This window comes from Neisseria sp. HMSC064E01 (assembly GCF_001808875.1).
GTDB lineage: Bacteria > Pseudomonadota > Gammaproteobacteria > Burkholderiales > Neisseriaceae > Neisseria > Neisseria sicca_A.
Genome location: NZ_KV794939.1, coordinates 169,689 through 194,270 on the forward strand (window position 1 = coordinate 169,689; position 24,582 = coordinate 194,270).

Consider the following 24,582-nt stretch of genomic DNA (forward strand, 5'->3'; position numbering starts at 1 on the left):
CTCCTGTATGTTTGTGGATAATAAAGTGAAATTTTTAAAAAAGCGCATCCGAAGCGACGGACAAGCTTTTCCAAACCGGCAGGCATGGTATCGTGTTATTCGTTAAACAAATTTTATAAAAGTTAAAATTTGTATATATGACAAAATTCCCGAAATATGCCGCCTTTTATATGAAAAAAGAACCGTCTGAAATCGGAGTGTAACTTTTTTACACCACTTATTCAGACGGATTTTTGCGTAATAAGTTGTCTTTTTCTACGAAATATTACAAATAATTACGCCTCTTCATCGTTCAGGGCGTTGATGCTGTAACCGCCGTCAACGTAAGTGATTTCGCCGGTAATGCCTGAAGAAAGTTCGGAGAGCAGGAAGGCGGCAGTGTTGCCGACTTCGTCGATGGTTACGTTGCGGCCGAGCGGGTTGTGGGAAGCGACGTGTCCCAAGAGTTTGCTGAAATCGGCAATGCCGGAAGCAGCGAGGGTTTTGATCGGACCGGCGGAAATACCGTTGCAGCGGATGCCTTCTTTACCCAAGCAGGCGGCGGTAAAACGGATGCCTGCTTCGAGGCTGGCTTTTGCCATGCCCATGACGTTGTAGTTTGGAATCGCACGAACCGCGCCCAAGTAGCTCAGGGCGACGATGGCGGAGTTTCTGCCGCGCATCATCGGACGGGCGGCTTTTGCCAATGCGGGCAGGCTGTATGCGGAGATTTCGTGTGCGGTGTTAAAGGCTTCGCGGCTGATGCTGTCGAGGAAGTCGCCGCTCAAGGCTTCTTTTGGTGCGAAACCGATGGAGTGGACGAGGCCGTCCAAGCCGTCCCAGTGTTTGCCCAAATCGGCGAAAACTTGGTTGATTTCGTCATCGCTGGCGACATCGCAGCGGAACACGAGTTCAGAACCCAATTCGGCGGCCATTTTGCGGACGCGCTCTTCCAGTTTGTCGACAACGTAGGTAAACGCCAAATCCGCGCCTTGTTCGCGGCAGGCTTTGGCAATGCCGTAAGCGATGGAACGCTCGGAAATCATGCCGGTGATCAGGATTTTTTTACCTTGCAGAAAACCCATTTTTTGTCCTTTAAAGTGTGGTATTGCGGTTTGATGAAATTGGGCATTATAGCAAACTGGGGCGGTTTCGGTATAGAAAACAAGAGATAACCTGTCGTCCTGACGGTTTTTGCATTTTTTCAGACGACCTCTTTGTGCTGTTTGCTCCTGCTTTCGAATGCCCGTTTAGTGCCTTATGTTCAAACTTGCTTGTCCGCTTCATGCCGCTTCAGGCGCATAGCGAAAAACACCATCACCGCGCCCAACACCAGCGCGCTGCCCATCGCCAGATGGATGCCGTCGAGTATGGCTTGTTGCGGCGAGGCTGCGGAGGACAGTTTTTCGCCGATATTGGTTGCGCCGACGAAAAATGCCGCGCCGATTGCACCGGCAATCGGGTTGATGGTAGTCAGAATCGCCGCGCCGTGGGGATTGAGTTTTTTCGGCAGCGCGTTCAAGCCGTGGGTTTCGCCCGTTACGCAGGCGGAGACGGACACCGCCATCAGCGTGAACATGGCAGTCAGCATCATGACTTGCGTGTCAATCCGCAAAAACAGCCACAACACCGCCAGCGACACCGTCAGCATCACCGTGGCGGGCAACACGACAAACCGTCCGCCCTTCTTGTCCAGCAGTTTGCCGAACAAAGGCGCGGCAACCGCTTGGGCGATGCTCGCGGGCATCAGAATCAGCCCCGTCGCCGTGCCCGTCAGCATCAGCACCTGCTGCGTATACATCGGCATCATCAGTTCCAAACCTAAAAACAGGAACACCGCGCCCGCTAGAATCACGACGCAGTGGCGGAACTGCTTATATTCAAACGCCCGAAGGTTCAGCAGCGGCGTCGCCAAGCGGGACTGACGGTATGCGAACCAGCCCACCAGCGCGACGGAGGCGGCAAACAGCAGGATAAATTCCGCCAGCGGCAGACGGGCGAAATTACTGCTCGCATACACCAGCCCGCCCAAGCCCGCAATCGACAGTACGGCAGACAAAATATCAATCTTCGGACGGCTGATGTTGCTCAAATTGACCGTCAGATACTTGCCCACCAACGCCATCGCCGCCAGCATAAACGGCGCGGTAAAGCCGAACAGCACGCGCCAATGCGTGTGGTCGATGATGATGCCCGACAGCGTCGGCCCTATCGCGGGCGCAGCGGTGAACATCATGGTAATCACGCCCATCGCCGTCCCGCGTTTGTTCGGCGGGTAAATCGACAAAATGCCGTTAAACAGAAGCGGCACGAAAAACGCGGCAGACACCGCCTGCACCATCCGCCCCGCGACCAGAATCCCGAAAGTCGGCGCAAACGCGCAAATCAGCGAACCCGCCAGAAACGTCGCCTGCGTAAACAACACCATCTTGCGCGTTTCAAACCACTGAATCACGCCCGCCGTAATCGGCGTGAACGCACCCATCACCAGCAAAAAGCCCGTCGTCAGCCATTGGACGGTGGTCTTGTCGACACCGAAATCCTTCATAATCGGCGTGAGCGCAACATTTAAAAGCGTGTCGTTGAGATAGCCGAAAAACGCGCCGATAAACAGCGTCGCCACAATGGTTTTAGAAGGGAAATCGGGATTGTCGGCGTGGTATTCGTGAGCCGTATCGTCTGTGTCAATATCGGAAGTAGGCATAGCATCATATTGAAATATTTGAAGAATGCGGATTTTAACATGGGATATGTAAAAAAATGTTTATTTGGTTTTCCGCAAAACTTTTATATTCCGATATAATGACGTTTTCAAAAAATCATATTTCAAATAATTACGTTACGGACAAACATTATGGAAAATACTCAACACGTTTCGCGATGGCGTTTTGCTGTCAAAAGCGCCTCGCTGCATCTGCTTGTCAGTCTTGTTTTAGCGGGCTTGGCGGCATTGCTGGTTTTTGAAGTCTGGTATCCCTTTCCCTATGCTGAGCTGACCGGCGGCTTGGATTTGTATAAGTTGGTCGTATCGGTTGACATCGTATGCGGTCCGCTGTTGACCCTGATTCTTGCCAGCCCCAAGAAAAAAATGCGCGAGCGCGTGGTCGATTATTCCTTAATCGGCGCCATTCAGCTTGCCGCTTTGATTTACGGCTTGTACAGCGTATCCCTTGCCCGTCCTGTTGCCGCAGCTTTTGAGCGCGACCGTATCAATATTGTGACTGCCGCTGAAATCGATAAGGCGGATTTGGCAAAAGCCAAAGATGGCTTCAAAACCCTGCCTTGGTTCGGTATAGAGCGCGTAGGCGTACGCGAGGCTGCCAATGTCGATGAAGGCAATGAAAGCTTGAGCTTGTCGCTGACGGGTATCGAACCGAGTATGCGTCCGAATTGGTGGCTGCCCGACGGCCCTGCCGAGCGCGAAAAAATCCGCCGCGTGATGAAGCCGTTGTCCGAATTGGCTGCCGCCCGCAATATGTCTGAAGCGGATATCGTCAAATCAGCCAAAGTATCTGCATCCGGCAAACCTTTGTTCTTCCTGCCCCTGACCAGCGGGCGCACGAAAGATTGGGTAGTCATCATGGATGAAAACGCAGATTTTGTGGGTTATGCGCCGATAGACGGTTTTATGACGAAAAACGCCGCTACGGCCAAAAACAAAGAGCAGGTTATTTAAAGCCGATTGGGAGGTCGTCTGAAAGCCAATTTCCTTGTTTTCAGACGACCTTTTGCCATCCGTCTTCCAAACTGTTAAACTATTTACATTACTTTTACTTGAGACATACGCACACATGAAAGACCCAGAGCAGAGCAGCATGACCGCCCGCCATTTTTCGTGCGTATCGATATGAATCAGGCAGCTTGAGCGTTTCAGGCTGCCTTTTCGCGTTTGAACACAAAGGAATACAAAAATCATGGATTTCAGTTGGTTGGCAGAGCCGCATACTTGGATAGGCTTTGCCACGCTTCTGGTACTCGAAGTCGTCTTGGGGATAGACAACCTCGTTTTCGTCGCCATTTTGGCGAATAAGGTCAAACCTGCCCAACGCGACCGCGCGCGTATTACCGGTTTGGGGCTTGCGGTCGTTATCCGCATCATCATGCTCGGCTTCATGGCGCACATCATGACCCTGACGCGTCCCCTGTTTCATATCCGCGGGTTGGACGTTTCCGGCAAAGACATGATTATGCTCGCGGGCGGTATCTTCCTGCTCTACAAAGCCACCACCGAGCTGCACGAACGCCTTGAAGGGCATAACCAGTTTGCCGTTGCCGACAGCCAGAAAAAACACGCGCCGTTTTGGGGCGTGGTTGCCCAAATCCTGATTCTTGATGCAGTATTTTCCATCGATTCGGTTATCACGGCCGTCGCGATGGTCGATCACATCGTCGTTGCTATGGGCGCCGTTGCCGTTGCCATGACCGTCATGATTTCCGCCAGCAAACCGTTGACTGAGTTTGTGGACAGACATCCTACCGTCGTCATGCTCTGTTTGGGTTTCCTGTTGATGATCGGTTTCAGTCTTATTGCCGAAGCCTTCCATTTCCATATCCCCAAAGGTTACCTCTACGCCGCTATCGGCTTCTCCATCCTGATTGAAGCGTTCAACCAAATTTCGCAGCGCAACAGCCGAAAAAACGACTACATCAGCAGCTCGTGGCGCAAACGAACCGCCGAGAACGTCTTGGGTATGATGGGCATACGCGAAAGCGTGCTCGCCAAAGCGGGCGACGAAGCGGAGGACGACGGGCATTTTGAGGAAAACGAAAAATCCATGATACGTAGCGTCCTGACGCTTGCGGAACGTCCCATCCTCGGCGTCATGATTCCGCGTCGCGACATCGAACGGCTGGACATCTCTCAAAGCCGCGAAGAGCAAAACGCCCAGCTGCAAAATACCCCATACAGCCGCCTGCTTGTTGTCGGTAAGGCTGGTGTGGATGAACCGTTGGGCTACATCAACAAAAAAGACCTGCTCGCCCAACTGCTCGAAACAGGCGAGCTGAATATCCAAGCCGTCCTGCGTCAGCCGCTAGTCCTGCCGGACAGTACGACTGCGTTAGGCGCGATTGAATTGTTCCGCCAAAGCAGCGCGGATTATGCTTTGGTGGTCGATGAATTCGGCGCGGTTTTGGGCATGGTTACCATGAAAGACTTGCTGGAAACCATCGCGGGCGAATTTCCCGAAGAGTTTGAACGCCAAGAAGAATCCGCTGTCCAAGAAAATGCCGATGAAAGTCTGACCGTGGACGGTTCGTTTGAATACGTCGACCTCGCCCCGCAACTGAACCTCCCGCCGCAGGAAGAAGATGCCGACTTCCACACCGTCGCGGGACTGATTATGGAAGAGCTGCAAAGCATTCCAGATGTCGGCGACTTTGTTGATTTTCACGGCTGGCGTTTCCAAGTCGTTGAAAAAGACGGTCAACGCATTGAGCGTGTAAAAATCACCAAACTGCCCGAAGAAGGTTAAATCGGGATAGGAAGTAAAAAGGTCGTCTGAAAACCTGAGATTTGGGTTTTCAGACGACCTTTTGATATTGAAATCGAAGTGCGAGAATGTCACGACACCCTGTTTCAAGAAAACATCAATCCTGTCCGGGCATTATCAGTTCGCTTAAGCCGGGGAGGTCGGCGAAGCTGCGTTCGCGGACGATTTGGCAGAAGTTGTCGAGATAGCTTTTGTCTGCGTCTTCGGTGCGCGTGGCGGCGTAGAGTTCGCTTTGCAGGCCGTTGGCAGTGATTTGGCGGTGGACGACGTAGCCTTTTTCGAGATAGGGCATCACGGTCCAGTAGGGCAGGGCGGCGATGCCGCGTTTGCTGGCGACGAGTTGGATGATGGCGATGGTCAGTTCGCTACGGCGGCGCGGCGGGTTGATGCCTTTGGGCAACAATATTTTTTTGGGCAGGTCGAGCATTTCGTCGGGAACGGGATAGGTGATGAGGGTTTCGCCGATGAAGTCTTCTGCTTCCCAAACGGTTTTGGCGGCAAGCGGGTGGTCTTGGGCGCAGATGCCGACCATTTCGTAGGCAAACAGGGGGCGGAAGCTGATGCCGTTTTGCTTTTCGGCTTCGGATACGATGGCGAGATCGGCGCGGTGCTGCAGCAGGAGTCCGACAGGGTCTGCCTGAAAGCCGGAAACGATGTCCAATTCGACTTGCGGCCACATGGGGCGGAATTCGCCCATCGCGGGCATGAGCCAGTCGAAACAGGTGTGGCATTCGACTGCCAGCCGCAATTCGCCTGCTTCGCCTTCAATGATGCGGGCGAGGTCGCGCTCGGCGGCGGAAACTTGCGGGAGGAGTTCGCGTGCTAGCCGCAACAGGCGTTCGCCAGCGGGCGTGAAGCGCAAGGGTGTGGATTTGCGCTCGAACAGGGGCGTGTCGTAATAGTTTTCCAGCGCGCGGATTTGGTGTGAAAGGGCGGATTGGGTCAGGAAGACGCGCTTGGCGGCAAGGGATACGCTGCCGGTTTCTTCGAGTGTCAGCAGGGTTTTGAGATGGCGCAGTTCGATGATGGAATCCATTGGTTTCACGCTTTCAGACGACCTTTTGAGATGGGCAATATTAAAATATTTCATGCCGGGGTGTAAATGCGGGCGCGTGTTGAACGGTATGGGGATTGGGCGCGTCATGGTTTGCGGTTAGAATGTGTGTCCGATTTTGTATGAATGCGGTGAATTGATTTGAAACTGGGATGGCGTAGCTTCGTCTTGTTTTATGAAATTCAATCCGCTATGTGTTGAAAGGAATGATATGGCGAAACGCAACGATATTTTGGCGTGGTGCGACGAGGTGTTGCAGGTCGGAATGTTCAAAGACTATGCGCCCAACGGTTTGCAGGTCGAGGGCAGGGCGGAAGTCGGCAAAATAGCGACATCGGTAACGGCAAGCAAGGCGGCGGTCGATTTTGCTGCGGAGCAGGGCGCGGATATGCTTTTGGTGCATCACGGAATGTTTTGGAAAAGCGAGCCGGTAACGATTACGGGCTGGAAAAAAGCGCGCATCGAAACATTATTGCAACACCAAATCAATATGGCAGGTTATCACTTGCCGCTGGATGCACACCCTGTGCTGGGCAACAACGCGCAGCTTGCCGATAAGTTGGGTTGGGAAGTCGAAAGGCAGTTCGGCGAACAGAACCTGTTGAATATAGGTCGTCTGAAAACGCCGCAGACTTTGGCTGAATGGCTGCAACACGTTGCTACAACGCTGGGGCGGCAGCCCGTAGCCGTCGGCGATATGTCGCGCGAAATCAAACGCATTGCATGGTGTACCGGCGGTGCGCAGGGATTTTTTCAGACGACCATAGACGAAGGTGTCGATGCTTATCTGACCGGAGAAATCTCGGAAGCGCAGTTTCATCTTGCCAATGAAACAGGCGTTGCCTTTGTCAGCGCGGGACACCATGCGACGGAGCGTTACGGCATCCGCGCCCTGGGCGAAGCCGTAGCCCGGCATTTCGAGTTGGAAATCTGTCATTTCGATGAAGATAATCCCGCCTAAGTCTTGATAATCGTCATGAAAATTTACCTTAATTTAAATAATGCTTTGAGTATCACGGCAAACTAGGTAGAATTACATCGTTTAATGGCTCGGTATTCCCAAAATTTTAGGACGACTGAATAATGGATAATCAAGAAATCAATAGCGGTCGCCGCCGCTTTCTGACGCTGGCTACATGCGGCGCGGGCGGTGTGGCGGCTTTGGGCGTAGCTACGCCTTTCGTGGCAAGCTTTTTCCCATCGGAAAAAGCCAAGGCCGCAGGTGCTGCCGTCGAAATCGATGTCAGTAAAATCGAATCCGGACAAATGTTGACTGCCGAATGGCAAGGTAAGCCGATTTGGGTGGTTAACCGCACAGATCAGCAGCTCAAAGATCTGAAAAGTTTGAACGGCGCGGTTGCTGACCCTAATTCGGATGCGGATCAACAGCCCGAATATGCTAAAAACGAGACCCGTTCGATTAAGCCGAACATCCTTGTAGCCATCGGTATCTGTACCCATTTGGGCTGCTCGCCGACCTACCGTCCCGACGTTGCCCCTGCCGATTTGGGAGCAGACTGGAAAGGCGGCTTCTTCTGCCCTTGCCACGGTTCGAAATTCGACATGGCAGGCCGCGTGTATAAAGGTGTTCCTGCACCGACCAACCTGGTTGTTCCGCCCTACAAATATCTGAGCGATACGACAGTCTTGGTAGGCGAAGACTAAAAATAAGGAACGATAATTATGGCAAACCAAACCAATAACAAAGCAAAAGCATTGTTAGACTGGACGGACGCTCGTTTCCCTCTGTCTAAAATGTGGAATGAGCATTTGGCTCAATACTACGCGCCGAAGAACTTCAACTTCTGGTACTACTTCGGCTCTTTGGCTCTGCTTGTCCTCGTAATTCAAATCGTCAGCGGTATCTTCCTGACCATGAACTACAAACCGGACGGCAACCTGAATGCCTATCACCTGCCTGCTGCCTTTACCGCAGTAGAGTACATTATGCGCGACGTGTCCGGCGGCTGGATTATCCGCTATATGCACTCCACCGGCGCATCTTTCTTCTTCATCGTCGTATACCTGCACATGTTCCGCGGCTTGATTTACGGTTCGTACAAAAAACCGCGCGAATTGGTGTGGATTTTCGGTTCCTTGATTTTCTTGGCATTGATGGCTGAAGCCTTTATGGGCTACCTGCTGCCTTGGGGTCAAATGTCCTTCTGGGGCGCGCAGGTGATTATTAACCTGTTCTCCGCCATTCCTGTCATCGGTCCTGATTTATCCACTTGGATTCGTGGCGACTTCAATGTTTCCGACGTTACTCTGAACCGCTTCTTCGCGCTGCACGTTATCGCTGTGCCGATAGTGTTGCTCGGTTTGGTCGTGGCGCACATCATCGCCTTGCACGAAGTCGGCTCAAACAACCCTGACGGCGTGGAAATCAAGAAACTCAAAGATGAAAACGGTGTTCCGCTCGACGGCATTCCTTTCCATCCATACTACACCGTCAAAGACATCTTGGGCGTTGTCGTATTCCTGATTGTTTTCTGCTCCGTATTGTTCTTCGCTCCAGAGGGCGGTGGCTACTTCCTTGAAGCCCCGAACTTTGACGCGGCAAACGCGCTGAAAACACCGCCGCACATTGCGCCGGTATGGTACTTTACCCCGTTCTACGCTATTTTGCGTGCGATTCCTTCATTCCTCGGTACTCAGGTTTGGGGTGTAATCGGTATGGGTGCGGCAGTGGTCCTGATTGCCCTGTTGCCTTGGTTGGATAAAGGTGAGGTGAAATCTGTCCGCTACCGTGGTCCGATTTTCAAAATTGCATTGGTTTTGTTCATCATTTCCTTCATCGGCCTGGGTATCTTGGGTGCGTTAGTAGCAAATGACACCCGTACTTTGGTTGCGCGCATTCTGTCTGTCGTCTATTTTGCATTCTTCTTAGGTATGCCGTTCTACACCAAACTGGATACAAACAAACCGGTTCCAGAACGTGTAACCATGAGCACCACTAAACAAAAAATCATGTTCTTTGTTTATGTCGGTATTACCGCAGTAGGTGCTTACCTGTTTGCAACCAATATCTGATGAGGGCAGCGAAAATGAAACATACCCTGAAAAACTGGTTTGCTGCCTTGTTATTGGCAGTGCCTATGAGTGCCGCCGTCGCCAGCGGTGGCGGACACTATGAAAAAGTCGAGATTGACCTGCGCGACCAAGTCAGCTTGCAGCGCGGTGCTCAAATTTTCACCAACTACTGCTTATCCTGCCACTCGGCAAGCGGTATGCGCTTCAACCGTCTGAAAGACATCGGTTTGACTGACGAAGAAATCAAGAAAAACCTGATGTTTACGACAGACAACGTCGGTGATGTCATGCTGGCGGCGATGAATCCTAAAGATGCTGCCAAATGGTTTGGTGCGGCTCCTCCGGATCTGACGCTGATTGCCCGCTCTAAAGGCGCGGATTATCTGTATGCCTATATGCGCGGCTTCTATAAAGACCCGACCCGTCCGAACGGGTGGAACAACGTCGTATTCGATAAAGTCGGTATGCCACACCCATTGTGGGAGCAACAAGGCGTTCAAGCGGTTGAGTTGGATGCCAAAGGTCAACCGGTCATGGTTAAAGATGAGCATGGCGTATCGAAACCCAAACTTTATTGGGAATCTACCGGCGCACACAGCCGTCGTTTGCCAAACGGTAAAGTCATCCAAACAGAGTACGATGCTTATGTACGCGATTTGGTGAACTATTTGGTTTACATGGGCGAACCGGCGCAACTTCAGCGCAAACGTACCGGTTATATCGTGCTGATGTTCTTGTTTGCAGTGATGCTGCCTTTGGCATACTTCCTGAAAAAAGAATATTGGAAAGACGTGCATTAAGTCTTGTAATGAAAAAGGGCAAACCCAATCGGGTTTGCCCTTTTTTTAACCATTTATCCAGTTTCAGACGACCTTTATTTCATGGAGAATTGAAATAAAGATGTTTGATCGAGGGTGTGTGCTGCGTATATTGCTTGTTCCTCTATCAAGATGATTTGATCGCTTTATTTGGGATGGATGTTAATCCAATTTGGCGATTATGTTATAAAGGAAGCGGGGAAGAGGGGGATTTATAATCGCTTGCTTGAATACTATTATTAACTATTAAGAGTGTTCAGACTGCAAGCCGTACAAATTTCAGAAGACCTTTTGTCCTTGAATGGAACAATGCCAGCTTTATGTTTAAATTTGCTCAATAGAAAAGGTTGGGTAGGGCAGGCTTGAGAGTTGTTCAGGCAGTCGAATTTATGAGAATCGTGGTTCATTTATGCACTGAAGAAAAAGAGAGGATGCCAAAGTTGGTCATGACTTAGGTGCTATCTTGGCAATGTTTATATATAGAAAAGGTCGTCTAAAAAGTAGGAATGCTTTTCAGACGACCTTTTAGCTTGCTATCGGTAATTATTGTGCTTTGGTCTCGGTTACAAAACCGACTTTGGTAATACCTGCTTCACGCGCGGCTTCGAGTGCCTTGTTGACGTATTCGTACTCGACTGCTTTATCAGCCGCAATCGCTATGATGGTATCCGCATTTTCCTGCTTCTCGGTTTTCAAACGTGAAATCACCGTATCAATATCGACTTTAGTAGCAGAATCACCACCGACATAGTAGCTGCCGTTGGCATCTATCGTCAGTCGCAGCGGATCTTTAGGCTGCTTCTCCTTCTGCTTTGCCGCTTTTTCCGAAGCGGTCGGCAATTCCAAAGGAATCGAGTGGGTCAATACAGGCATGGTGATCATGAAAACAATCAACAACACCAGCATCACATCGACCAAAGGCGTAACGTTGATGTCCGACATCGGTGCATCATCGCCGGAATTCATTGAGCCGAATGCCATAATTTAGTCCTTTTGATTCAACAGGCGGACGTGCAGATCATGTGCAAAAGCGTCCATATCTTGAGAGAGGGTTTTCTTGCCGCGGTTGAGGAAGTTGTATGCCAAGACAGCAGGGATGGCGACAAACAAACCGATGGCGGTTGATACCAATGCCTCACCGATCGGACCGGCTACCGCAGCGATGCTCATTTGACCGCTTTGACCGATATTGATTAAGGCGTGGTAAATCCCCCAAACCGTACCGAACAAGCCGATAAACGGGGCAGTTGAACCGATGGATGCCAAAGCAGTCATGCCGTAATCAAACTGGCGCATGTTTTGTTCCATGCTGTTTCGGATTTGAATGACGAGGTATTCGTTCAAAGGCAGCTCAGTAGTGAGTGTTTTCGCGTTGCTTTGATGATAACTCTGATAAGCACGCAGGGATTCGTCCGCTACGCGGCTCATGGGCGCATCAATATCTTTCACTTTTTGCACAGCTTCGGTAAGCGTAAAGGCGTTAAGCATTTGCGTTTTAACGAGCGCGTTGGCGGTTTTGGCTTTTTTTAGTTTGATGGAGCGCAGGATAATCAGACACCAAGTCACGATACTCATTACTAACATCAACACGAATACACTGATCAGGACAAAATCGCCTGATTCGAATATTGTTTTTAAATCCATAATTTTTCCAAATTTTCCAAGTAAATTAAAACTTTTGTCGATAAAGGTGTTGCGCCCGATTACTCAAGAGTAAAAGAGACCGGGACTCGGAATTCAGTCCAGACAGAGGCATTGCAAGCACCATTTTTAACTGCTTTACGGGCAGCTTGGTCAAGAGCATTAGAGCCACTGCGTTTTAAAATTTTAACTTCAGCAACTTTTCCTCCTGGGCCAACCAAGACACTCAGCATAACTGTACCTGTATCTCCGTTTTCTGCCGCTATAGGCGGATATGGCGGTTTAGGAATATGGCAAGTGCCGCCTTTAACGGGATTGGCTCTACTACTACCCGGTCCTGTTCCAGGGCCATTTCCACCGCCGGAACCTCCTCCACTGCCACTACCTGAACCATGTTCGCCTTTGTTGCCACCACTGCCGGGGCCGCTGCCTTCACCTTGTCCGTTACCAGGGCCTTTGTTGCCTCCGCCGTTTCCTTTGCTGTCGCCATGAGGAGCCTTACCTTGTCCGTTGCCTTTACCGTTTTCCGCAGTATTCGGCCCGGTTTTACTGCTGCTGGTATAGTCCGAGGCTTTAGGTGCAGGCTTGGATTCTGGTTTGGGTTGGGGTTTAGGCTCTGGACGTAGTTCGGGTTTAGGTTCAGGCTTCGGTTCCGGTTTGGGTTCGGGTTTTGGCTCAGGCTTTGGTTTTTCAACCGGCTTGGGCTTCTCTTTCGGCTGCTGGATATCAGCATCCGCTTTTTTTGTTATGACCGGCTTAAACTGTGGTTTGGGCTGTTCGAGCGGTTTGGGTTTAGGCTGTGGCTTAGGTTTTTGCGGTTCGGGCGTTTTTTCGGGAGCGGCAGGCGCACCTTCGCCTTCGGGGGTGCCGTCTCCACCTCCGTCGCCACCACCCAAATCCGCCAAATCGACAAACTCAATATTTGCCATTTCCGGTATAAGCGGTTTGTATGTTTCCCACAAAAGCGCAATCAAACCCGCGTGAAGCAATGATACGGTAATGACGGCTACTGGGATTAAAATTCGGTCTTTATTCATAATCGACGCATGATAATAGCAACAATTTTTGTTTGCAACCTATTTTTTCATTTGTTTTTTAAGTGAATATTTTTTTCGAAATATTCCCAAGGATTAATATGTACAATGCAATGTTTTGATATTGCTATTCATTATCACAACGAAACAAAAGAAAAAGAGGAAGCGATGCCTCAGTCAACTGAATTGGAAATTGTTCAGCCGGAAAAGTTCATAAATTTACAATTTTGTGTGCAAATCAAGTGATGTTGATAGAGTATTTTAGAGAAGAAAAAGCTGAAAAAAGATTATTTTATTGATGGGTTTGTGTTTTTAGATTGATTTTCGTCGTTATTGAGGAGCGATTGGCGGGCGTTTGAATAGAACAATAGATCTATTTGCATACTTCCCGAAGGTCGTCTGAAAACTGAAAACCTGATATTTGCGAAATGCCATGATTACAAGAGTTACCAGGCATTTCTATTTTTGATTGTGCAGATTTTTAATCAGAACACCCAAAACATCAGCAGGGCGGGTTATGCCGATTTGTCGTCTATTTTTTCTACAATGATGTCGATTTTGGGTTCGTAAAGTAAATCGTAGGTTGGTTTATTGAGCAGATCCTGCAAAGTAAACCCGTCCAAATGCGCAAAGAAAGCCTTAATTGCTCCGCCCAAAATGCCGGTCAGGCGGCAGGATGGGGTAATCAGGCATTCGTTGTTTTCTCCCATGCATTCAACAACTTGCATGGGCTCAAGGTGACGCACGACCGCACCAACGTTAATTTTATCGGGAGTATCTGCCAGGCGCAGTCCGCCTCCTTTTCCCCTTATACTGGTCAGAAATCCGCCTTTGACAAGTGCGGTGACGACTTTCATCAGATGACTTTTGGAAATGTTATAGGCTTCGGCAATGGTTCCGATATTGACTAACGAATCGTCGTTTACGGCCGCATAAATCAATACCCGCAGACCATAATCCGTATGTTGCGTCAGATACATGGTTTTCTCTGTTCAGAATATAATTATTTTTTGGAACGGCGGCAGTGTCCATAGTGGAGAACTGTCGCCGTTATGTGTTTGACTTTATATATGATTAAGTTTCATAATATCCGAAACATTTAAATTAATCCAGTGCAGTTTGATAATTTGTTATCATTATAATCAAATATTATGAAGCCGTTAAAACGCCATCCAGCACTTATCGAACTTTCCCGCGAACACCATCACGCCCTTTCGCTCTGTGTCCGCCTCCTGCGTGCGCCCGCTGAAAGCCATCAAACAGAGCTTGAAGCCCATTTCCTTGAATTGGAACCGCATTTTGTCGAAGAAGAAACCATGTTCGCCCCGCATTGGCAGAATATTCCCGTTGCGATGCGCGAACGTTTCGAAGCCGAACACGCCAAACTGCGCAGTATGATGGCAAATCCTGAATATCTTAACGAAGCATGGAATAAGGACTTTGCCGTTACCCTACGCGACCATGCCCGTTTTGAAGAACGCGAACTGTTTCCCGCAGTCGAGCCGTTTTTGCCGGAACCCGAAGGAATCTGATAAAAAAGGTCGTCTGAAAAGTCCAAAAGCACGATTTTAGTGTTTTCAGACGACCCTCCTGTCTATTCAAACCTAAAACAAACCATTCCAAAAAACAAACCAAGGAACTACCATGACCGCCTTTTTCAAACACCCTGTTTGGGCAATGGCATTCCGCCCGTTCTACTCACTGGCGGCACTATACGGCGCGCTGTCCATCCTGCTTTGGGGCTTCGGCTATACGGGTACGGGAGAGTTGCGCGGCTTTTACTGGCACGCCCATGAAATGATTTGGGGCTATGCCGGACTTGTTGTCATCGCCTTTCTGTTGACCGCCGTTGCCACTTGGACGGGGCAGCCGCCTACGCGTGGCGGCGTTTTAGTCGGATTGACCGCACTTTGGCTCGCAGCGCGGATTGCTGTTTTCATCCCGGGTTGGGGTGCAACCGCAAGCGGCATACTCGGTACGCTGTTTTTCTGGTACGGCGCGGTTTGCATGGCATTGCCTGTTATCCGGTCTAAGAACAAACGCAACTACGTCGCCGTATTCGCTATCGTCGTCCTAGGCTGCACGCATGCCGCATTCCACTTCCAACTGCATGCCGGAAACGCAGCCGCACTTCTCAGCGGGTTGCAATCCGGTCTGATTATGGTCGCGGGCTTTATCGGCCTTATCGGTATGCGGATTATTTCTTTCTTTACCTCCAAACGCCTGAACGTTCCGCAAATCCCCAGCCCGATGTGGGTCGCTCACGCGTCCCTCTGGTTGCCCATGCTGACTGCCATGCTGATGGCGCACCATGCCCTGCCTTGGCTTTCATCTGCTTTTGCCTTTGCAGCGGGCGTGATTTTTACCGTACAGGTTTACCGCTGGTGGTATAAAGCCGTTTTGAAAGAGCCGATGCTGTGGATTTTGTTTGCGGGTTATTTGTTCACTGGTTTGGGGCTGATTGCCGTCGGAGCTTCTTACTTTCACGTCTCGTTCCTTAATCTCGGCGTACACCTTATCGGTGTCGGTGGTATCGGCGTCCTGACCTTGGGGATGATGGCGCGCACCGCGCTCGGGCATACCGGCAACTCTATCTACCCGCCGCCTAAGTCCGTACCCATTGCCTTTTGGCTGATGATTGCTTCCACGGTTATCCGTATGGTCGCGATTTTTGTCGGCGGTACCGGTTATGTTCACAGTATCCGTACTTCCTCAGTCCTGTTTGCACTGGCGCTGCTGCTTTACGCATGGAAATACATCCCTTGGCTCATCCGTCCGCGTGCGGATGGCAAACCGGGTTAATCGAATCAAGCATATCAAACGAAAGGTCGTCTGAAACCTGTTTTAAGGTTTCAGACGACCTTTTTATATGGGAATCTGCTTTAAACCGGGACGGCGTGGTTTTACCGAAGTCCGTATCGTTTCAGTGCGTGTTATTGCTCGATACCGTTTTCACGCAATAGCTGGTGAATTTGCTGTTGGGCTTTATCTTCTTTCAGCAGCTGGGTGAGTTGATCGCGAATCAGATCAAATGGCGGTGCTTGAGGGTCTTTTTGTACTTCGCTGATTTTAAACAGGAAGAACTTGTTTTCAATTTCAACCGGATCACGTGTGACTTCTCCCCGATTCATGGGTCCCAAGATGCCTGCAAGCGGTTGGCGCAGTTTTCTGGCCATAACGAAGTCGTCGGATGCGGGTTGCTGATTCGGATATCGTTTCGTCAATTCTTCAAATGACAAGCCTTTCAAGAGCAATTCTTGTGCTGCTCGTGCTTCTTCGGGCGTGTCGAAGCTAACCTGCTGAATCTTGATCATACGGGTTTGCTGATCGTAAAACTTCAATAATTCAGCATTGCTGATTTCGGCAGTGCGCTTCAGATAGTCGGCATATTGCGCCGCGTAAAATTCCGCTTCCATAGTGAGGAATTGGTTGCGGACCTCGGGGTCTTTATCCAATCCGGCTTTGAGCGCGGCATTTTTGAGAATTTCTATGCTTTGCAAGTGTTTGACAACTTCTTGGCGGACCACTTTGCCATCAGGCTGCTGTTTTGAGTCAGGATGCTGTTCGGCTTGCTTGAGAATGCGGGCGACTTCGCCGTCTATACGCGCTGGGTCAATATCAGGCGCTTTGGCGACGGCGAATCCGGCAACAGCCGTCGCCATGATGACTGCGGCGGCAGTTTGGTGTTTCATTGTGAAAACTCCGTAGGCAGTTATTTAATTGCGGCTTTTTGCAGCAGAGCTTGGAGCGCTTCATCGACGCGGGATGTTTGCAGGTCTCTGGCTATGTCGTTTTTGGATTCGTCATAAGTCGGTAGTTTCACGTCACGACGGTCGTTGACATAGAAAACAGCATATACGTCACTGTCTTGCAAAGGCGTTGTAGTGTGCGCGCCTTTTTTCAAATCTTTAACTGCGGCATAGAGCGGGGGAACGGCTTCTTGCAAATCTTTTAAGGGAACATAACCTTGTTGGATGCCGCCCGCTTGTTTGGCGCGTTCATCTATTGAATATTGTTTCAGGACGGAGGCAAAGCTTTTCTTGGCATTTAAATCAGAAATGGCTTTTTGAGCATCAGCTTGGGTACGGGTAATAATTTCGCCCAGTTGTACTTCTTGAGTGCCTTTGTAGAAGTTGCTGAAATTATCGTAAGCGGTTTTAACGTCTTTTTCTTGAACAGGATTTTGACGGAGGACGTGAATCGCATAAGCTTGTCCAAGTAAATCGCTTTCAAATGCAGCCCATTCGGTTTTGAAATGTGCTTTTTTATCGGCACCTTGTTTTTTGGCATCGGTACGGGCGTGTTCCAAAGCTTGTTTGAATTCGGCGCTTTGGTCGAGTTTCAGGCGTTTGGCTTCTTGTGATACGACGGTGTTGATGACTTGGCGCTCGGTCAGTTCTCTGCGCAGCTCGGGAGAATCGGGAATTTTGTTGTTTGCTGCACGCAGCGCGGCAACTTGGGCATCAATGACGCTGCTGTCGATGGCTTGACCGTTAACAGTAACCAAAGTTTGGGCAGAAAGGCTGCCGGAAACCAGGGCAGTCATCAGCATAGAGATGAGATGTTTTTTCTTCATAATTTTCTCTTTTTATGTCCAGTATGTTTGTAATTAGTGGAAGTATTCGTCAGGGGTAGCCGCTTTGATACTTAATGCGTGAATCAGTCCTTCTGAAAACAGATCGTGCAGTAAAGTTTTAATGGTGCGTTGGCGGTTGAGGCGGCTGATGCCGCCGAAAGCTTCACTGACGACCACGACGGTATAATGCCCGCCTCCTTTGTTTCCCGCGTGACCCGCATGCAGATGGCTGTCATCCTGAAAGTCAAAAAAAACAGGATTCAGCGTTTTCAGACGACCTTCAATGGCTTCGCGCATATCCATTATTTGAATACGGCTTTGAACGGTTTGATCAATACTTCTTCGTAGACGCCCGCATCGACGTAAGGGTCTTTTTCCGCCCATTCTTGAGCGGCATCCAAAGATTCAAATTGAGCCACAATCAAGCTGCCGGACACGCGCTCCGGATTGTCGGGAAGAGGGTTGGGGCCGGCGGTCAGAAGACGTCCTTCTGCCTTCAAAGCTTCCAGACGTTGCAGATGAGCAAGGCGTGCTGCCATGCGCGCTTCGTGGACATCGTCGGCATCAGTAGCCAGTAGCATGTAATATTCCATCAATTATCCTTCTTGGGTAAATACCGGCTCAAATAAGAAAATTGAGCGATAAAGAAAACAAACAAAAAGCCGGTAGAGCCGAACATTTTGTAATTTACCCATTGTTCTTTGAAGTGGGTGAACACAAACCAGTTGGCAATACCTAAAAATATCATGAATGCGACCCAGGCATAAGTCAGTTTGCTCCAAACATGTTCGGGCAGCTCCAACTCTTTGCCCATAGTCGCTTTTAGTCCGTTTTTTCCACTTAAATGGCTGATCAGTAAAACCAATGCGCCAATCCAGAATAAAACGGTTGGTTTCCACATGATAAAACGGTCATCACGGAGTAGAATGGTTGCGCCGCCGAATACAACAATCAGGATCAGGCCGACCCATTGCATCGTATCGAGTTTTTTGTATTTCCAGTAAGTAAAACCAGCCTGCAAAATGCCGAATACGACGGCAACTGCAGTGGCAGTAATCATGTTTTTCGTTATCGTGTAAGTCAGGAAAAACAAAATGACTGCTAATAAATCGCTTAAAACTTTCATAATCAAACAAAGAAAAAAAGATGAAACCAATCGGTCAAACGCTAATCATACAGGCAGCCTTACCTTTTTGCACCACCTTGAAACGAAATTGCCGATGCAGGCGGGCGATAATCTAAAAAAGGGGTTTGAAAAATGCTGTTGGGATGATAAACTATGTTATCAGTAAGATTTGTAAAAAAGAAACACAGAAATTACAAACCTGTTAATTTCTCGTTTGTTTCATCACTTAATTCATCGGATTACTTGGCAGACTGCGACTTTAGAAGATATCATAACGTAATATATCGTAATATACGGTTAAGTATGTAGCAGTTCTAGCAGGATTGTCATTTTACACAGGGGACAAGTTTTGAAAAACCATCACAAAATCAAATTAATCGCGGCATCTGTGGCCTTGGTAGTGTCGTTTGGTGCGAGTGCCGGGCTTGGCGGGTTGAACGTCCAATCACACCTGGGCGAGCCGTTTTCAGGCAGTATCACCGTAACCGGTGACGAGGCTCAAGCGCTGTTGAAAGGCGGAAAAGCAACTGTTTCCAATAGCAATTTGCGTACCAGTGTTCATAAGTCAGGCGACAAAGCAGTCGTGACCATCCGCTCAAACAAAGCGATTAAAGATCCTGTGTTGATTTTCCAAGTCGGCGCAGGTTCGCAATCACGCGAATACACAGCCATCATTGATCCTGCGGGCTATTCCGGCAAAACGGATGGTTCAAGCCGCGCACGCAGTGAATCTGCATCTAATTCCAATTCTTCGGCTGACAACAATTCATACCATTCTCAATTTGATCGCCAAGCCGCGCGCGACCGCATCAATCGTGCGATACAAAACGGAAATCAAAGCGAAGCCGGTCGCAAGGAAGCTGCAAAAAAAGATAAAAACAATACCAATAAAGCAGCGCAGGCTCAGCCATCAAGACAACAGCAACAACCTGCTGCCCGTGCCAATGGAACCGAGATTCGTTATGGCAAGCAGCATCTGGTTCGTCAGGGTGAGACTCTGACTGAAATTGCCACCAAAATCCGCCCGCAAGGCATGACTGTTGAGCAAACCATACAAGCATTGGTTAAGGCGAACCCCGGTGTTTTCATCGGTAAAGATGCAGACCGTATGCTTGCAGGTAAAGTGTTGTACATCCCGATGCATAGCGATATGAAATCGACTGCGTCCAAGCCTGCTCCAGTCAAACCTCCGGTTCAGGAAGCCAATAAACCTCAAGCTCAAGGGTCGTCTGAAAAGGCGGGTAACACAACAACTCCTACAGTAGCCCCTAAAGAGGTTCCGGTAGAAAGCCCTAAAGTAGAAAATAAAAAAGAGGATAAAAAAGCTGAGCCGGTACAAGAAGCCAAGCCCGAAAATAAACCGGCGGTAACGGCGGCGAGCGCTCCAGAGCAAAATAAAGCCGAAGCAAGCGCAGCATCTGCAGAGCAAGTGAAAGTCCTGCCCGAGCCAGATGCATCGTCTGCAGTAGTAAACGCGGAACCCCAAGAAATTTCTCAGGCACAAGCTGACGTAGAAGCGCGTATTGCCTCGGCAGTTGCCACAGAAAAACAACAACAAGAGGAAGCAGTTTCAGAAGACAGCGGTTTATGGCGCTGGTTGTTGATTGGTGGCGCAGCCTTTGCAGGTTTGTTCCTGCTGTTGTTCTTGTTGGGCAAACGTAAGAAATCCGCTGTCGCGCCTACGTCTGTTGTTGGTGCGATAAATGAAGATGAGCAGGATGAAGACGATCTCGATATCAGTATCGAAGATGATGTGTTCCCTGCCGCTGCTGCACCACAACTGCAGCCACAACCACAAGCAGCAGTTCCGCAAACTGTAGTAGAAGCTCCCAAACCTGAAGAAGATGGTTTGGAAATTGAAGATGATTTCGATGATGAAGTATTCTTTAATGAGCCGACTCCTGTTGCCGAACCTGCACAAGAAAACGTCGATCTGGACCTGAACGAACTGGACAATACTCAAGCCAGCATCGTGTCTAGCGCCGTAACCATCGACGAAGAAACCGAAAAACGCCGTGATATCGATTGGGATACTGTCGAATCTACCGAAAGCGTATATGAGCCTGAGCCGGAAAATCCATATCAACATGTTGCTGTTGTAATGGAAGACAGAGCTGCTGAAGTAGAAGCAGTAGAAAAAGAGGTTGCTCATGAGGAAGAGGCCCCATACGTTTCCTCTTTTGTAGCACCATCTGTTTCAGACGACCTGTCAGAAGCTCAGCCACAAGCACCGGAAGAAGAGCCAATCCCATTCGAAGTGGAGATTGAAGAGCCTAAGTCGGAAACAATTGACGTAGTAGAAACAGAAGAAGCCGAAACCAAATCCGAAGAATCGGAAGAGGGTTGGGATTTCTTTGCGGAAGAGCCGAAAACAGTTAAAGCCATCGAGCCTTTCCCTGAATTAGGTGCGCAAGAAGAAACGTCGTCTGAAGTTGAAGTTGCTGATATACAAGAAGAAGCTTTGTCTGAAGTTGAAGCAGCAGACAAACAGGCAGATAGCTCAGAAGAAGCACTGGATTTCGTTGTTGAAGAAACAGAGCAGCCACAGCCCGAAGCCGATACTCAACCGTTTGAGATTAAGCAAGACGAACCTTTGGCATTCCAAGATGGCGAAGATTTCAGTATTGAAAATACTCAAGAAGCCAGCGCTGACGAAACCATCGAATGGGAAAATCTGGGTGTGGAAGATACTGCAGACAGCAGTAATGAACATTCCGGTTTTGAATCAGGCTTCATCTCCGAGTCCGTCGGTATGACGGCTCCGCTGGAGGCTAAATATGACCTGGCTAAAATGTATGTTGAAATCGGCGATCCCGATGCTGCCCGCGAGACGTTGACTGAATTGCTGGAAGACGCAAGCGGTGAGATCCGTCATAAAGCCGAAGCATTGATGAACGAATTGAATGCCTAATATCAGCAAGTAAATCGAAATTAAACAATGCTAAAATAAAAGATGCTGTGAAAACGGCATCTTTTATTATTTTCAGACGACATATGACTGCATACACCGAATCATTATCCACAAAAACCATACAAAGATGGGCATTAACCCTGTCTTATGACGGCAGTCGATTTTACGGTTGGCAAAAACAAGCCGACGGTTTGCCCACTGTCCAGACGGTATTGGAAAGCGCACTCAGCCAAATTGCAGGCGAGACTATCCGAACCATTGTTGCCGGACGAACCGACACGGGCGTACACGCGACTGCGCAAGTCGTCCATTTCGATACCTCAGTAATTCGTCCCGAGCAGGCGTGGGTGCGGGGCGTCAATGCTTATCTTCCTGAAGGTGTGGCTGTATTGTTCGCGCAGCAGGTTGCCCCACATTTTCACGCCCGCTTTGATGCATACGGTAGAAGGTATCGTTACCTTTTGGAATCATCTCCCGTCCGCTCCCCGATATTGCAAGGTAAAGTAGGGTGGACGCACCTCAAACTTGATCCTGAAAAAATGCAGCAGGCGGCATTATTATTAGAAGGCGAACATGATTTCTCCAGCTTTCGTGCTGCCGAATGCCAAGCAAAATCACCCGTTAAGACCCTGTATAGTGCAAAAATCAGCGGTACACCGCAATTCTTAAAACTAGACTTACACGGCAATGCCTTTTTGCATCATATGGTGCGTAATATCATGGGGGCATTGGTTTATGTTGGTAGCGGCAGGCTTAGCGTTTCCGGATTTCAGGACTTAATCGAAGAGCGCAGCCGATTAAAAGCCCCGCCGACTTTTATGCCTGATGGGCTGTATCTGACCAGAGTGGATTATCCGTCCGAGTTCGGTATCATTCGTCCTGAAATGCCGGCATGGTTGTGAGGTCGTCTGAAAACAAAGTGTCCGCTTATAGGGAATCTTTTTTAGTAATGTCCCGTTTGTGGATAAAGCACACACTACATGAGTAAGGTATAGCAATCCGATACAACATAGATATTCTGACCAGTCCTTTGGAAAATTTGGTTTCCTAGCTTTGTATGTGCAAATTGTAAAAGGTCGTCTGAAAACGCTACACAGATTTCAGACGACCTTTTCTTTGGAGGAGCAGCATAGGTAATGCTGATGCTACGTCAGTGAAATCGTAAATCAAAAGAGGAGAATGCATACTTCCATCTTAAAAGAGTGGGTATTTCCAATGTGCATGACTGGCTAAGCCTATAAATTGCACGCTTTAAGAGAGTACATACTGATTCTCTCTTAATTTACTCGTTTACCCGAGTTAGCCAAAAAACAACAGCCAATCTCCAAAAACGACCGTTTAGGAAAAGTGTGTTGTAAAAATGCAAACAGCGGGCAATTCAATATTACATCATGATTTATAAGGAAAATATTGAGAATGCCTTGTTGTAATGCGGGTGCTGTGAGGTCAGGCGGTCAGTAGGGGTAGTGAATAAAGTTTGTTTTTTTAGAGAGGAACAATTATAGTGAGAGTCATGGAATCGCTGATTCCAGCGATAATGTAAAGCCTAAGCGGATTCTATCCGGGTCTGCTTAAGTTATTTCTTCACGATAGAAAAGGAATACAGCAATGAAAAAATCTCTGATTGCTCTGACTTTGGCAGCTTTGCCTGTTGCAGCTATGGCTGACGTGACTCTGTACGGTCAAGTTAAAGCCGGTGTTGAAGTTTCTCGCACTAAAGAAACTGTTAATCACGTAAGCACCAAAAATAAAACTGCAACTGAAATTGCTGACTTTGGTTCCCGTATCGGTTTCAAAGGTCACGAACACCTGAGCAACAACCTGAATGCTATCTGGCAAGTAGAGCAAAATACTTCTGTTGCCGGTACTGACAAAGGTTGGGGTACTCGTGAATCCTTCATCGGTTTGGAAGGCGGCTTCGGTAAAGTTCGCGCAGGTAAACTGAACACTGCTCTGAAAGACAACAGCGACAGCGTAGATCCTTGGGAATCTAGCGACGCGAATGCATCAGTTTTGCAATTCGGTAAACTGAAACGTGTTGACGAGCGTAAAGTATCTGTACGTTACGACTCTCCAGTATTTGCTGGTTTCAGCGCAAGCGCTCAATACCAACCACGCGACAATGCTAACCCTGAGGACAGACATGTTCATGACGTGAAAACCCGTCACTCTTTCGACTTGGGTCTGAACTATGAAAACTCTGGTTTCTTCGGTCGCTACGCTGGTACTTTTGCAAAACGTAAAGTTTTGAGCGACGATCATCTGGAACTGTTCAACAGCAACACTACTTTGGGTTCTGGCGTTTACAAAGACTACCAAGCACACCGTCTGGTAGGTGGTTACGATGCTAACAACGTACTGGTTTCTGTTGCCGGTCAATACGAAGGCTTTAAAGCTGACGTAGCTGATGCTAAGAAAAACGAACGTACTGAAGTTGCTGTAACTGGCGGCTACCGTATGGGTAACGTAATGCCTCGTCTGTCTTACGCTCACGGCTTCAAAGCTAAAGAAAACGGCGTGAAACAAGGTAACAGCCAATACAACCAAGTAATTGTTGGTGCTGATTACGACTTCTCTAAACGTACTTCTGCTCTTGTTTCTGCCGGCTGGTTGAAAGAAGGCAAAGGTGGCGACAAAACTCAATCTACCGCCGGTCTGGTTGGTCTGCGTCACAAATTCTAATCTAGTACGATTAGTTTAAATAAAGGGCCTGCTTTATGCAGGCTCTTTTGTTTTTTGAATGATGTGTGTTGGGTTGGATGTGTATCGGTTTCGTATTATCTGTACGGTCTGTGGCTTCGCAGCCTTGTCCTGATTTAAATTTATAGTCAATTAAAATCAAAATAGGACAGTAGCGCATCGTCAAATCGGGCGTAATCAGACAATACGGTTCGCAGATACCGCTTAATATTCGCCCA

The 24,582-nt window shown here is 48.8% G+C and carries 24 protein-coding genes and 1 pseudogene; 12 read left to right on the forward strand and 13 right to left on the reverse strand.

The window, feature by feature from the left end:
• Positions 1 to 275: 275 nt before the first annotated feature.
• Both fabI and HMPREF2572_RS07450 read right to left on the reverse strand, forming a co-directional pair.
• Positions 276 to 1,064 carry an enoyl-ACP reductase FabI gene (gene fabI, locus HMPREF2572_RS07445; protein ID WP_003761373.1) on the reverse strand — a complete coding sequence of 263 codons (789 nt, stop codon included), beginning with the start codon at positions 1,062 to 1,064 and terminating at the stop codon, positions 276 to 278.
• 179 nt (positions 1,065 to 1,243) lie between these two features.
• A complete protein-coding gene (locus HMPREF2572_RS07450; RefSeq protein WP_070497356.1) occupies positions 1,244 to 2,683 on the reverse strand; it encodes an MFS transporter in 1,440 nt (479 codons plus the stop codon).
• A 150-nt stretch (positions 2,684 to 2,833) separates the two neighbouring features.
• On the opposite strand from HMPREF2572_RS07450, the gene HMPREF2572_RS07455 reads away from it, so the two are divergent.
• Both HMPREF2572_RS07455 and HMPREF2572_RS07460 read left to right on the forward strand, forming a co-directional pair.
• A complete protein-coding gene (locus HMPREF2572_RS07455; RefSeq protein WP_070497358.1) occupies positions 2,834 to 3,655 on the forward strand; it encodes a fimb protein in 822 nt (273 codons plus the stop codon).
• A gap of 238 nt (positions 3,656 to 3,893) precedes the next feature.
• Positions 3,894 to 5,453 (forward strand): TerC family protein, encoded by a 1,560-nt coding sequence (locus HMPREF2572_RS07460; RefSeq protein WP_070497360.1) that lies wholly within the window; start codon positions 3,894 to 3,896, stop codon positions 5,451 to 5,453.
• A 115-nt stretch (positions 5,454 to 5,568) separates the two neighbouring features.
• On the opposite strand, the gene HMPREF2572_RS07465 is transcribed toward HMPREF2572_RS07460, so the two are convergent.
• The gene (locus HMPREF2572_RS07465; RefSeq protein WP_070497362.1) at positions 5,569 to 6,507 is read right to left on the reverse strand and encodes a LysR family transcriptional regulator; all 939 of its coding nucleotides are present in this window, start codon (positions 6,505 to 6,507) and stop codon (positions 5,569 to 5,571) included.
• 229 nt (positions 6,508 to 6,736) lie between these two features.
• Between HMPREF2572_RS07465 and HMPREF2572_RS07470 the strand changes: the two genes are divergently transcribed.
• From HMPREF2572_RS07470 to HMPREF2572_RS07485, 4 genes are all read left to right on the forward strand, one after another.
• Positions 6,737 to 7,486: a Nif3-like dinuclear metal center hexameric protein gene (locus HMPREF2572_RS07470; protein WP_070497364.1), complete on the forward strand. Its 750-nt coding sequence runs from the start codon at positions 6,737 to 6,739 to the stop codon at positions 7,484 to 7,486.
• A 122-nt stretch (positions 7,487 to 7,608) separates the two neighbouring features.
• On the forward strand, positions 7,609 to 8,190 hold the full coding sequence (gene petA, locus HMPREF2572_RS07475) for a ubiquinol-cytochrome c reductase iron-sulfur subunit (protein ID WP_003761390.1): 582 nt from the start codon (positions 7,609 to 7,611) through the stop codon (positions 8,188 to 8,190).
• Positions 8,191 to 8,208: 18 nt separating this feature from the next.
• Positions 8,209 to 9,558, forward strand: coding sequence for a cytochrome b (locus tag HMPREF2572_RS07480; protein WP_070497366.1), 1,350 nt, complete (start codon positions 8,209 to 8,211; stop codon positions 9,556 to 9,558).
• Positions 9,559 to 9,572: 14 nt separating this feature from the next.
• Positions 9,573 to 10,358: a cytochrome c1 gene (locus HMPREF2572_RS07485; protein ID WP_210385297.1), complete on the forward strand. Its 786-nt coding sequence runs from the start codon at positions 9,573 to 9,575 to the stop codon at positions 10,356 to 10,358.
• A 561-nt stretch (positions 10,359 to 10,919) separates the two neighbouring features.
• On the opposite strand, the gene HMPREF2572_RS07490 is transcribed toward HMPREF2572_RS07485, so the two are convergent.
• From HMPREF2572_RS07490 to HMPREF2572_RS07505, 4 genes are all read right to left on the reverse strand, one after another.
• A complete protein-coding gene (locus HMPREF2572_RS07490; RefSeq protein ID WP_070497370.1) occupies positions 10,920 to 11,357 on the reverse strand; it encodes an ExbD/TolR family protein in 438 nt (145 codons plus the stop codon).
• A gap of 3 nt (positions 11,358 to 11,360) precedes the next feature.
• Entirely contained in the window at positions 11,361 to 12,020 is a 660-nt protein-coding gene (locus tag HMPREF2572_RS07495; protein WP_070497372.1) for a MotA/TolQ/ExbB proton channel family protein, read from the reverse strand.
• Between the two features lie 59 nt (positions 12,021 to 12,079).
• The gene (locus HMPREF2572_RS07500; protein ID WP_070497374.1) at positions 12,080 to 13,054 is read right to left on the reverse strand and encodes an energy transducer TonB; all 975 of its coding nucleotides are present in this window, start codon (positions 13,052 to 13,054) and stop codon (positions 12,080 to 12,082) included.
• A 512-nt stretch (positions 13,055 to 13,566) separates the two neighbouring features.
• On the reverse strand, positions 13,567 to 14,031 hold the full coding sequence (locus HMPREF2572_RS07505) for an Rrf2 family transcriptional regulator (protein WP_070497376.1): 465 nt from the start codon (positions 14,029 to 14,031) through the stop codon (positions 13,567 to 13,569).
• A 171-nt stretch (positions 14,032 to 14,202) separates the two neighbouring features.
• Between HMPREF2572_RS07505 and HMPREF2572_RS07510 the strand changes: the two genes are divergently transcribed.
• A complete protein-coding gene (locus HMPREF2572_RS07510; protein ID WP_003759365.1) occupies positions 14,203 to 14,583 on the forward strand; it encodes a hemerythrin domain-containing protein in 381 nt (126 codons plus the stop codon).
• Positions 14,584 to 14,695: 112 nt separating this feature from the next.
• Complete coding sequence (locus tag HMPREF2572_RS07515; protein WP_070497379.1) at positions 14,696 to 15,853, forward strand: NnrS family protein; 1,158 nt, start codon at positions 14,696 to 14,698, stop codon at positions 15,851 to 15,853.
• 131 nt (positions 15,854 to 15,984) lie between these two features.
• Here the strand turns inward: HMPREF2572_RS07515 and HMPREF2572_RS07520 are convergent, their stop codons facing one another.
• From HMPREF2572_RS07520 to HMPREF2572_RS07540, 5 genes are read right to left on the reverse strand one after another with little or no spacing between them, the layout of a single operon-like run.
• Positions 15,985 to 16,743, reverse strand: coding sequence for a peptidyl-prolyl cis-trans isomerase (locus HMPREF2572_RS07520; RefSeq protein ID WP_070497381.1), 759 nt, complete (start codon positions 16,741 to 16,743; stop codon positions 15,985 to 15,987).
• A 20-nt stretch (positions 16,744 to 16,763) separates the two neighbouring features.
• Positions 16,764 to 17,627 carry a peptidylprolyl isomerase gene (locus HMPREF2572_RS07525; protein ID WP_070497383.1) on the reverse strand — a complete coding sequence of 288 codons (864 nt, stop codon included), beginning with the start codon at positions 17,625 to 17,627 and terminating at the stop codon, positions 16,764 to 16,766.
• 33 nt (positions 17,628 to 17,660) lie between these two features.
• Positions 17,661 to 17,930 (reverse strand): BolA family protein, encoded by a 270-nt coding sequence (locus HMPREF2572_RS07530; protein WP_070497385.1) that lies wholly within the window; start codon positions 17,928 to 17,930, stop codon positions 17,661 to 17,663.
• Positions 17,930 to 18,220 carry a YciI family protein gene (locus HMPREF2572_RS07535; protein WP_070497387.1) on the reverse strand — a complete coding sequence of 97 codons (291 nt, stop codon included), beginning with the start codon at positions 18,218 to 18,220 and terminating at the stop codon, positions 17,930 to 17,932. The genes HMPREF2572_RS07530 and HMPREF2572_RS07535 overlap by 1 nt, the downstream gene beginning before the upstream one ends.
• Positions 18,220 to 18,753 (reverse strand): septation protein A, encoded by a 534-nt coding sequence (locus HMPREF2572_RS07540; protein WP_070497389.1) that lies wholly within the window; start codon positions 18,751 to 18,753, stop codon positions 18,220 to 18,222. Before HMPREF2572_RS07540 ends, HMPREF2572_RS07535 begins: the two co-directional genes overlap by 1 nt.
• Here HMPREF2572_RS07540 and HMPREF2572_RS14595 point away from each other — a divergent pair.
• From HMPREF2572_RS14595 to porB, 4 genes are all read left to right on the forward strand, one after another.
• Positions 18,722 to 18,919: a hypothetical protein gene (locus HMPREF2572_RS14595; RefSeq protein WP_168161777.1), complete on the forward strand. Its 198-nt coding sequence runs from the start codon at positions 18,722 to 18,724 to the stop codon at positions 18,917 to 18,919. The two genes, HMPREF2572_RS07540 and HMPREF2572_RS14595, sit on opposite strands and share 32 nt — an antisense overlap.
• 183 nt (positions 18,920 to 19,102) lie before the next feature.
• Positions 19,103 to 21,664: a motility hub landmark protein FimV gene (locus HMPREF2572_RS07545; protein WP_070497391.1), complete on the forward strand. Its 2,562-nt coding sequence runs from the start codon at positions 19,103 to 19,105 to the stop codon at positions 21,662 to 21,664.
• An 83-nt stretch (positions 21,665 to 21,747) separates the two neighbouring features.
• Positions 21,748 to 22,566, forward strand: coding sequence for a tRNA pseudouridine(38-40) synthase TruA (gene truA, locus HMPREF2572_RS07550; RefSeq protein WP_070497393.1), 819 nt, complete (start codon positions 21,748 to 21,750; stop codon positions 22,564 to 22,566).
• A gap of 706 nt (positions 22,567 to 23,272) precedes the next feature.
• On the forward strand, positions 23,273 to 24,346 hold the full coding sequence (gene porB / locus HMPREF2572_RS07555) for a trimeric porin PorB (protein WP_070497395.1): 1,074 nt from the start codon (positions 23,273 to 23,275) through the stop codon (positions 24,344 to 24,346).
• Between the two features lie 146 nt (positions 24,347 to 24,492).
• Here porB and HMPREF2572_RS15210 read toward each other — a convergent pair.
• A pseudogene (locus HMPREF2572_RS15210) lies at positions 24,493 to 24,582 on the reverse strand (IS630 family transposase); the annotation flags it as partial.

Coding starts and splice junctions, on each gene's coding strand:
- HMPREF2572_RS07530 (WP_070497385.1), bottom strand. CDS start 17,930: ATGGATATGCGCGAAGCCATTGAAGGTCGTCTGAAAACGCTGAATCCT.
- HMPREF2572_RS14595 (WP_168161777.1), top strand. CDS start 18,722: ATGACTGCTAATAAATCGCTTAAAACTTTCATAATCAAACAAAGAAAA.
- fabI (WP_003761373.1), bottom strand. CDS start 1,064: ATGGGTTTTCTGCAAGGTAAAAAAATCCTGATCACCGGCATGATTTCC.
- HMPREF2572_RS07540 (WP_070497389.1), bottom strand. CDS start 18,753: ATGAAAGTTTTAAGCGATTTATTAGCAGTCATTTTGTTTTTCCTGACT.
- HMPREF2572_RS07525 (WP_070497383.1), bottom strand. CDS start 17,627: ATGAAGAAAAAACATCTCATCTCTATGCTGATGACTGCCCTGGTTTCC.
- HMPREF2572_RS07450 (WP_070497356.1), bottom strand. CDS start 2,683: ATGCCTACTTCCGATATTGACACAGACGATACGGCTCACGAATACCAC.
- HMPREF2572_RS07455 (WP_070497358.1), top strand. CDS start 2,834: ATGGAAAATACTCAACACGTTTCGCGATGGCGTTTTGCTGTCAAAAGC.
- HMPREF2572_RS07490 (WP_070497370.1), bottom strand. CDS start 11,357: ATGGCATTCGGCTCAATGAATTCCGGCGATGATGCACCGATGTCGGAC.
- HMPREF2572_RS07485 (WP_210385297.1), top strand. CDS start 9,573: ATGAAACATACCCTGAAAAACTGGTTTGCTGCCTTGTTATTGGCAGTG.
- HMPREF2572_RS07505 (WP_070497376.1), bottom strand. CDS start 14,031: ATGTATCTGACGCAACATACGGATTATGGTCTGCGGGTATTGATTTAT.
- HMPREF2572_RS07495 (WP_070497372.1), bottom strand. CDS start 12,020: ATGGATTTAAAAACAATATTCGAATCAGGCGATTTTGTCCTGATCAGT.
- HMPREF2572_RS07500 (WP_070497374.1), bottom strand. CDS start 13,054: ATGAATAAAGACCGAATTTTAATCCCAGTAGCCGTCATTACCGTATCA.
- porB (WP_070497395.1), top strand. CDS start 23,273: ATGAAAAAATCTCTGATTGCTCTGACTTTGGCAGCTTTGCCTGTTGCA.
- petA (WP_003761390.1), top strand. CDS start 7,609: ATGGATAATCAAGAAATCAATAGCGGTCGCCGCCGCTTTCTGACGCTG.
- HMPREF2572_RS07470 (WP_070497364.1), top strand. CDS start 6,737: ATGGCGAAACGCAACGATATTTTGGCGTGGTGCGACGAGGTGTTGCAG.
- HMPREF2572_RS07535 (WP_070497387.1), bottom strand. CDS start 18,220: ATGGAATATTACATGCTACTGGCTACTGATGCCGACGATGTCCACGAA.
- HMPREF2572_RS07460 (WP_070497360.1), top strand. CDS start 3,894: ATGGATTTCAGTTGGTTGGCAGAGCCGCATACTTGGATAGGCTTTGCC.
- HMPREF2572_RS07510 (WP_003759365.1), top strand. CDS start 14,203: ATGAAGCCGTTAAAACGCCATCCAGCACTTATCGAACTTTCCCGCGAA.
- truA (WP_070497393.1), top strand. CDS start 21,748: ATGACTGCATACACCGAATCATTATCCACAAAAACCATACAAAGATGG.
- HMPREF2572_RS07465 (WP_070497362.1), bottom strand. CDS start 6,507: ATGGATTCCATCATCGAACTGCGCCATCTCAAAACCCTGCTGACACTC.
- HMPREF2572_RS07520 (WP_070497381.1), bottom strand. CDS start 16,743: ATGAAACACCAAACTGCCGCCGCAGTCATCATGGCGACGGCTGTTGCC.
- HMPREF2572_RS07515 (WP_070497379.1), top strand. CDS start 14,696: ATGACCGCCTTTTTCAAACACCCTGTTTGGGCAATGGCATTCCGCCCG.
- HMPREF2572_RS07480 (WP_070497366.1), top strand. CDS start 8,209: ATGGCAAACCAAACCAATAACAAAGCAAAAGCATTGTTAGACTGGACG.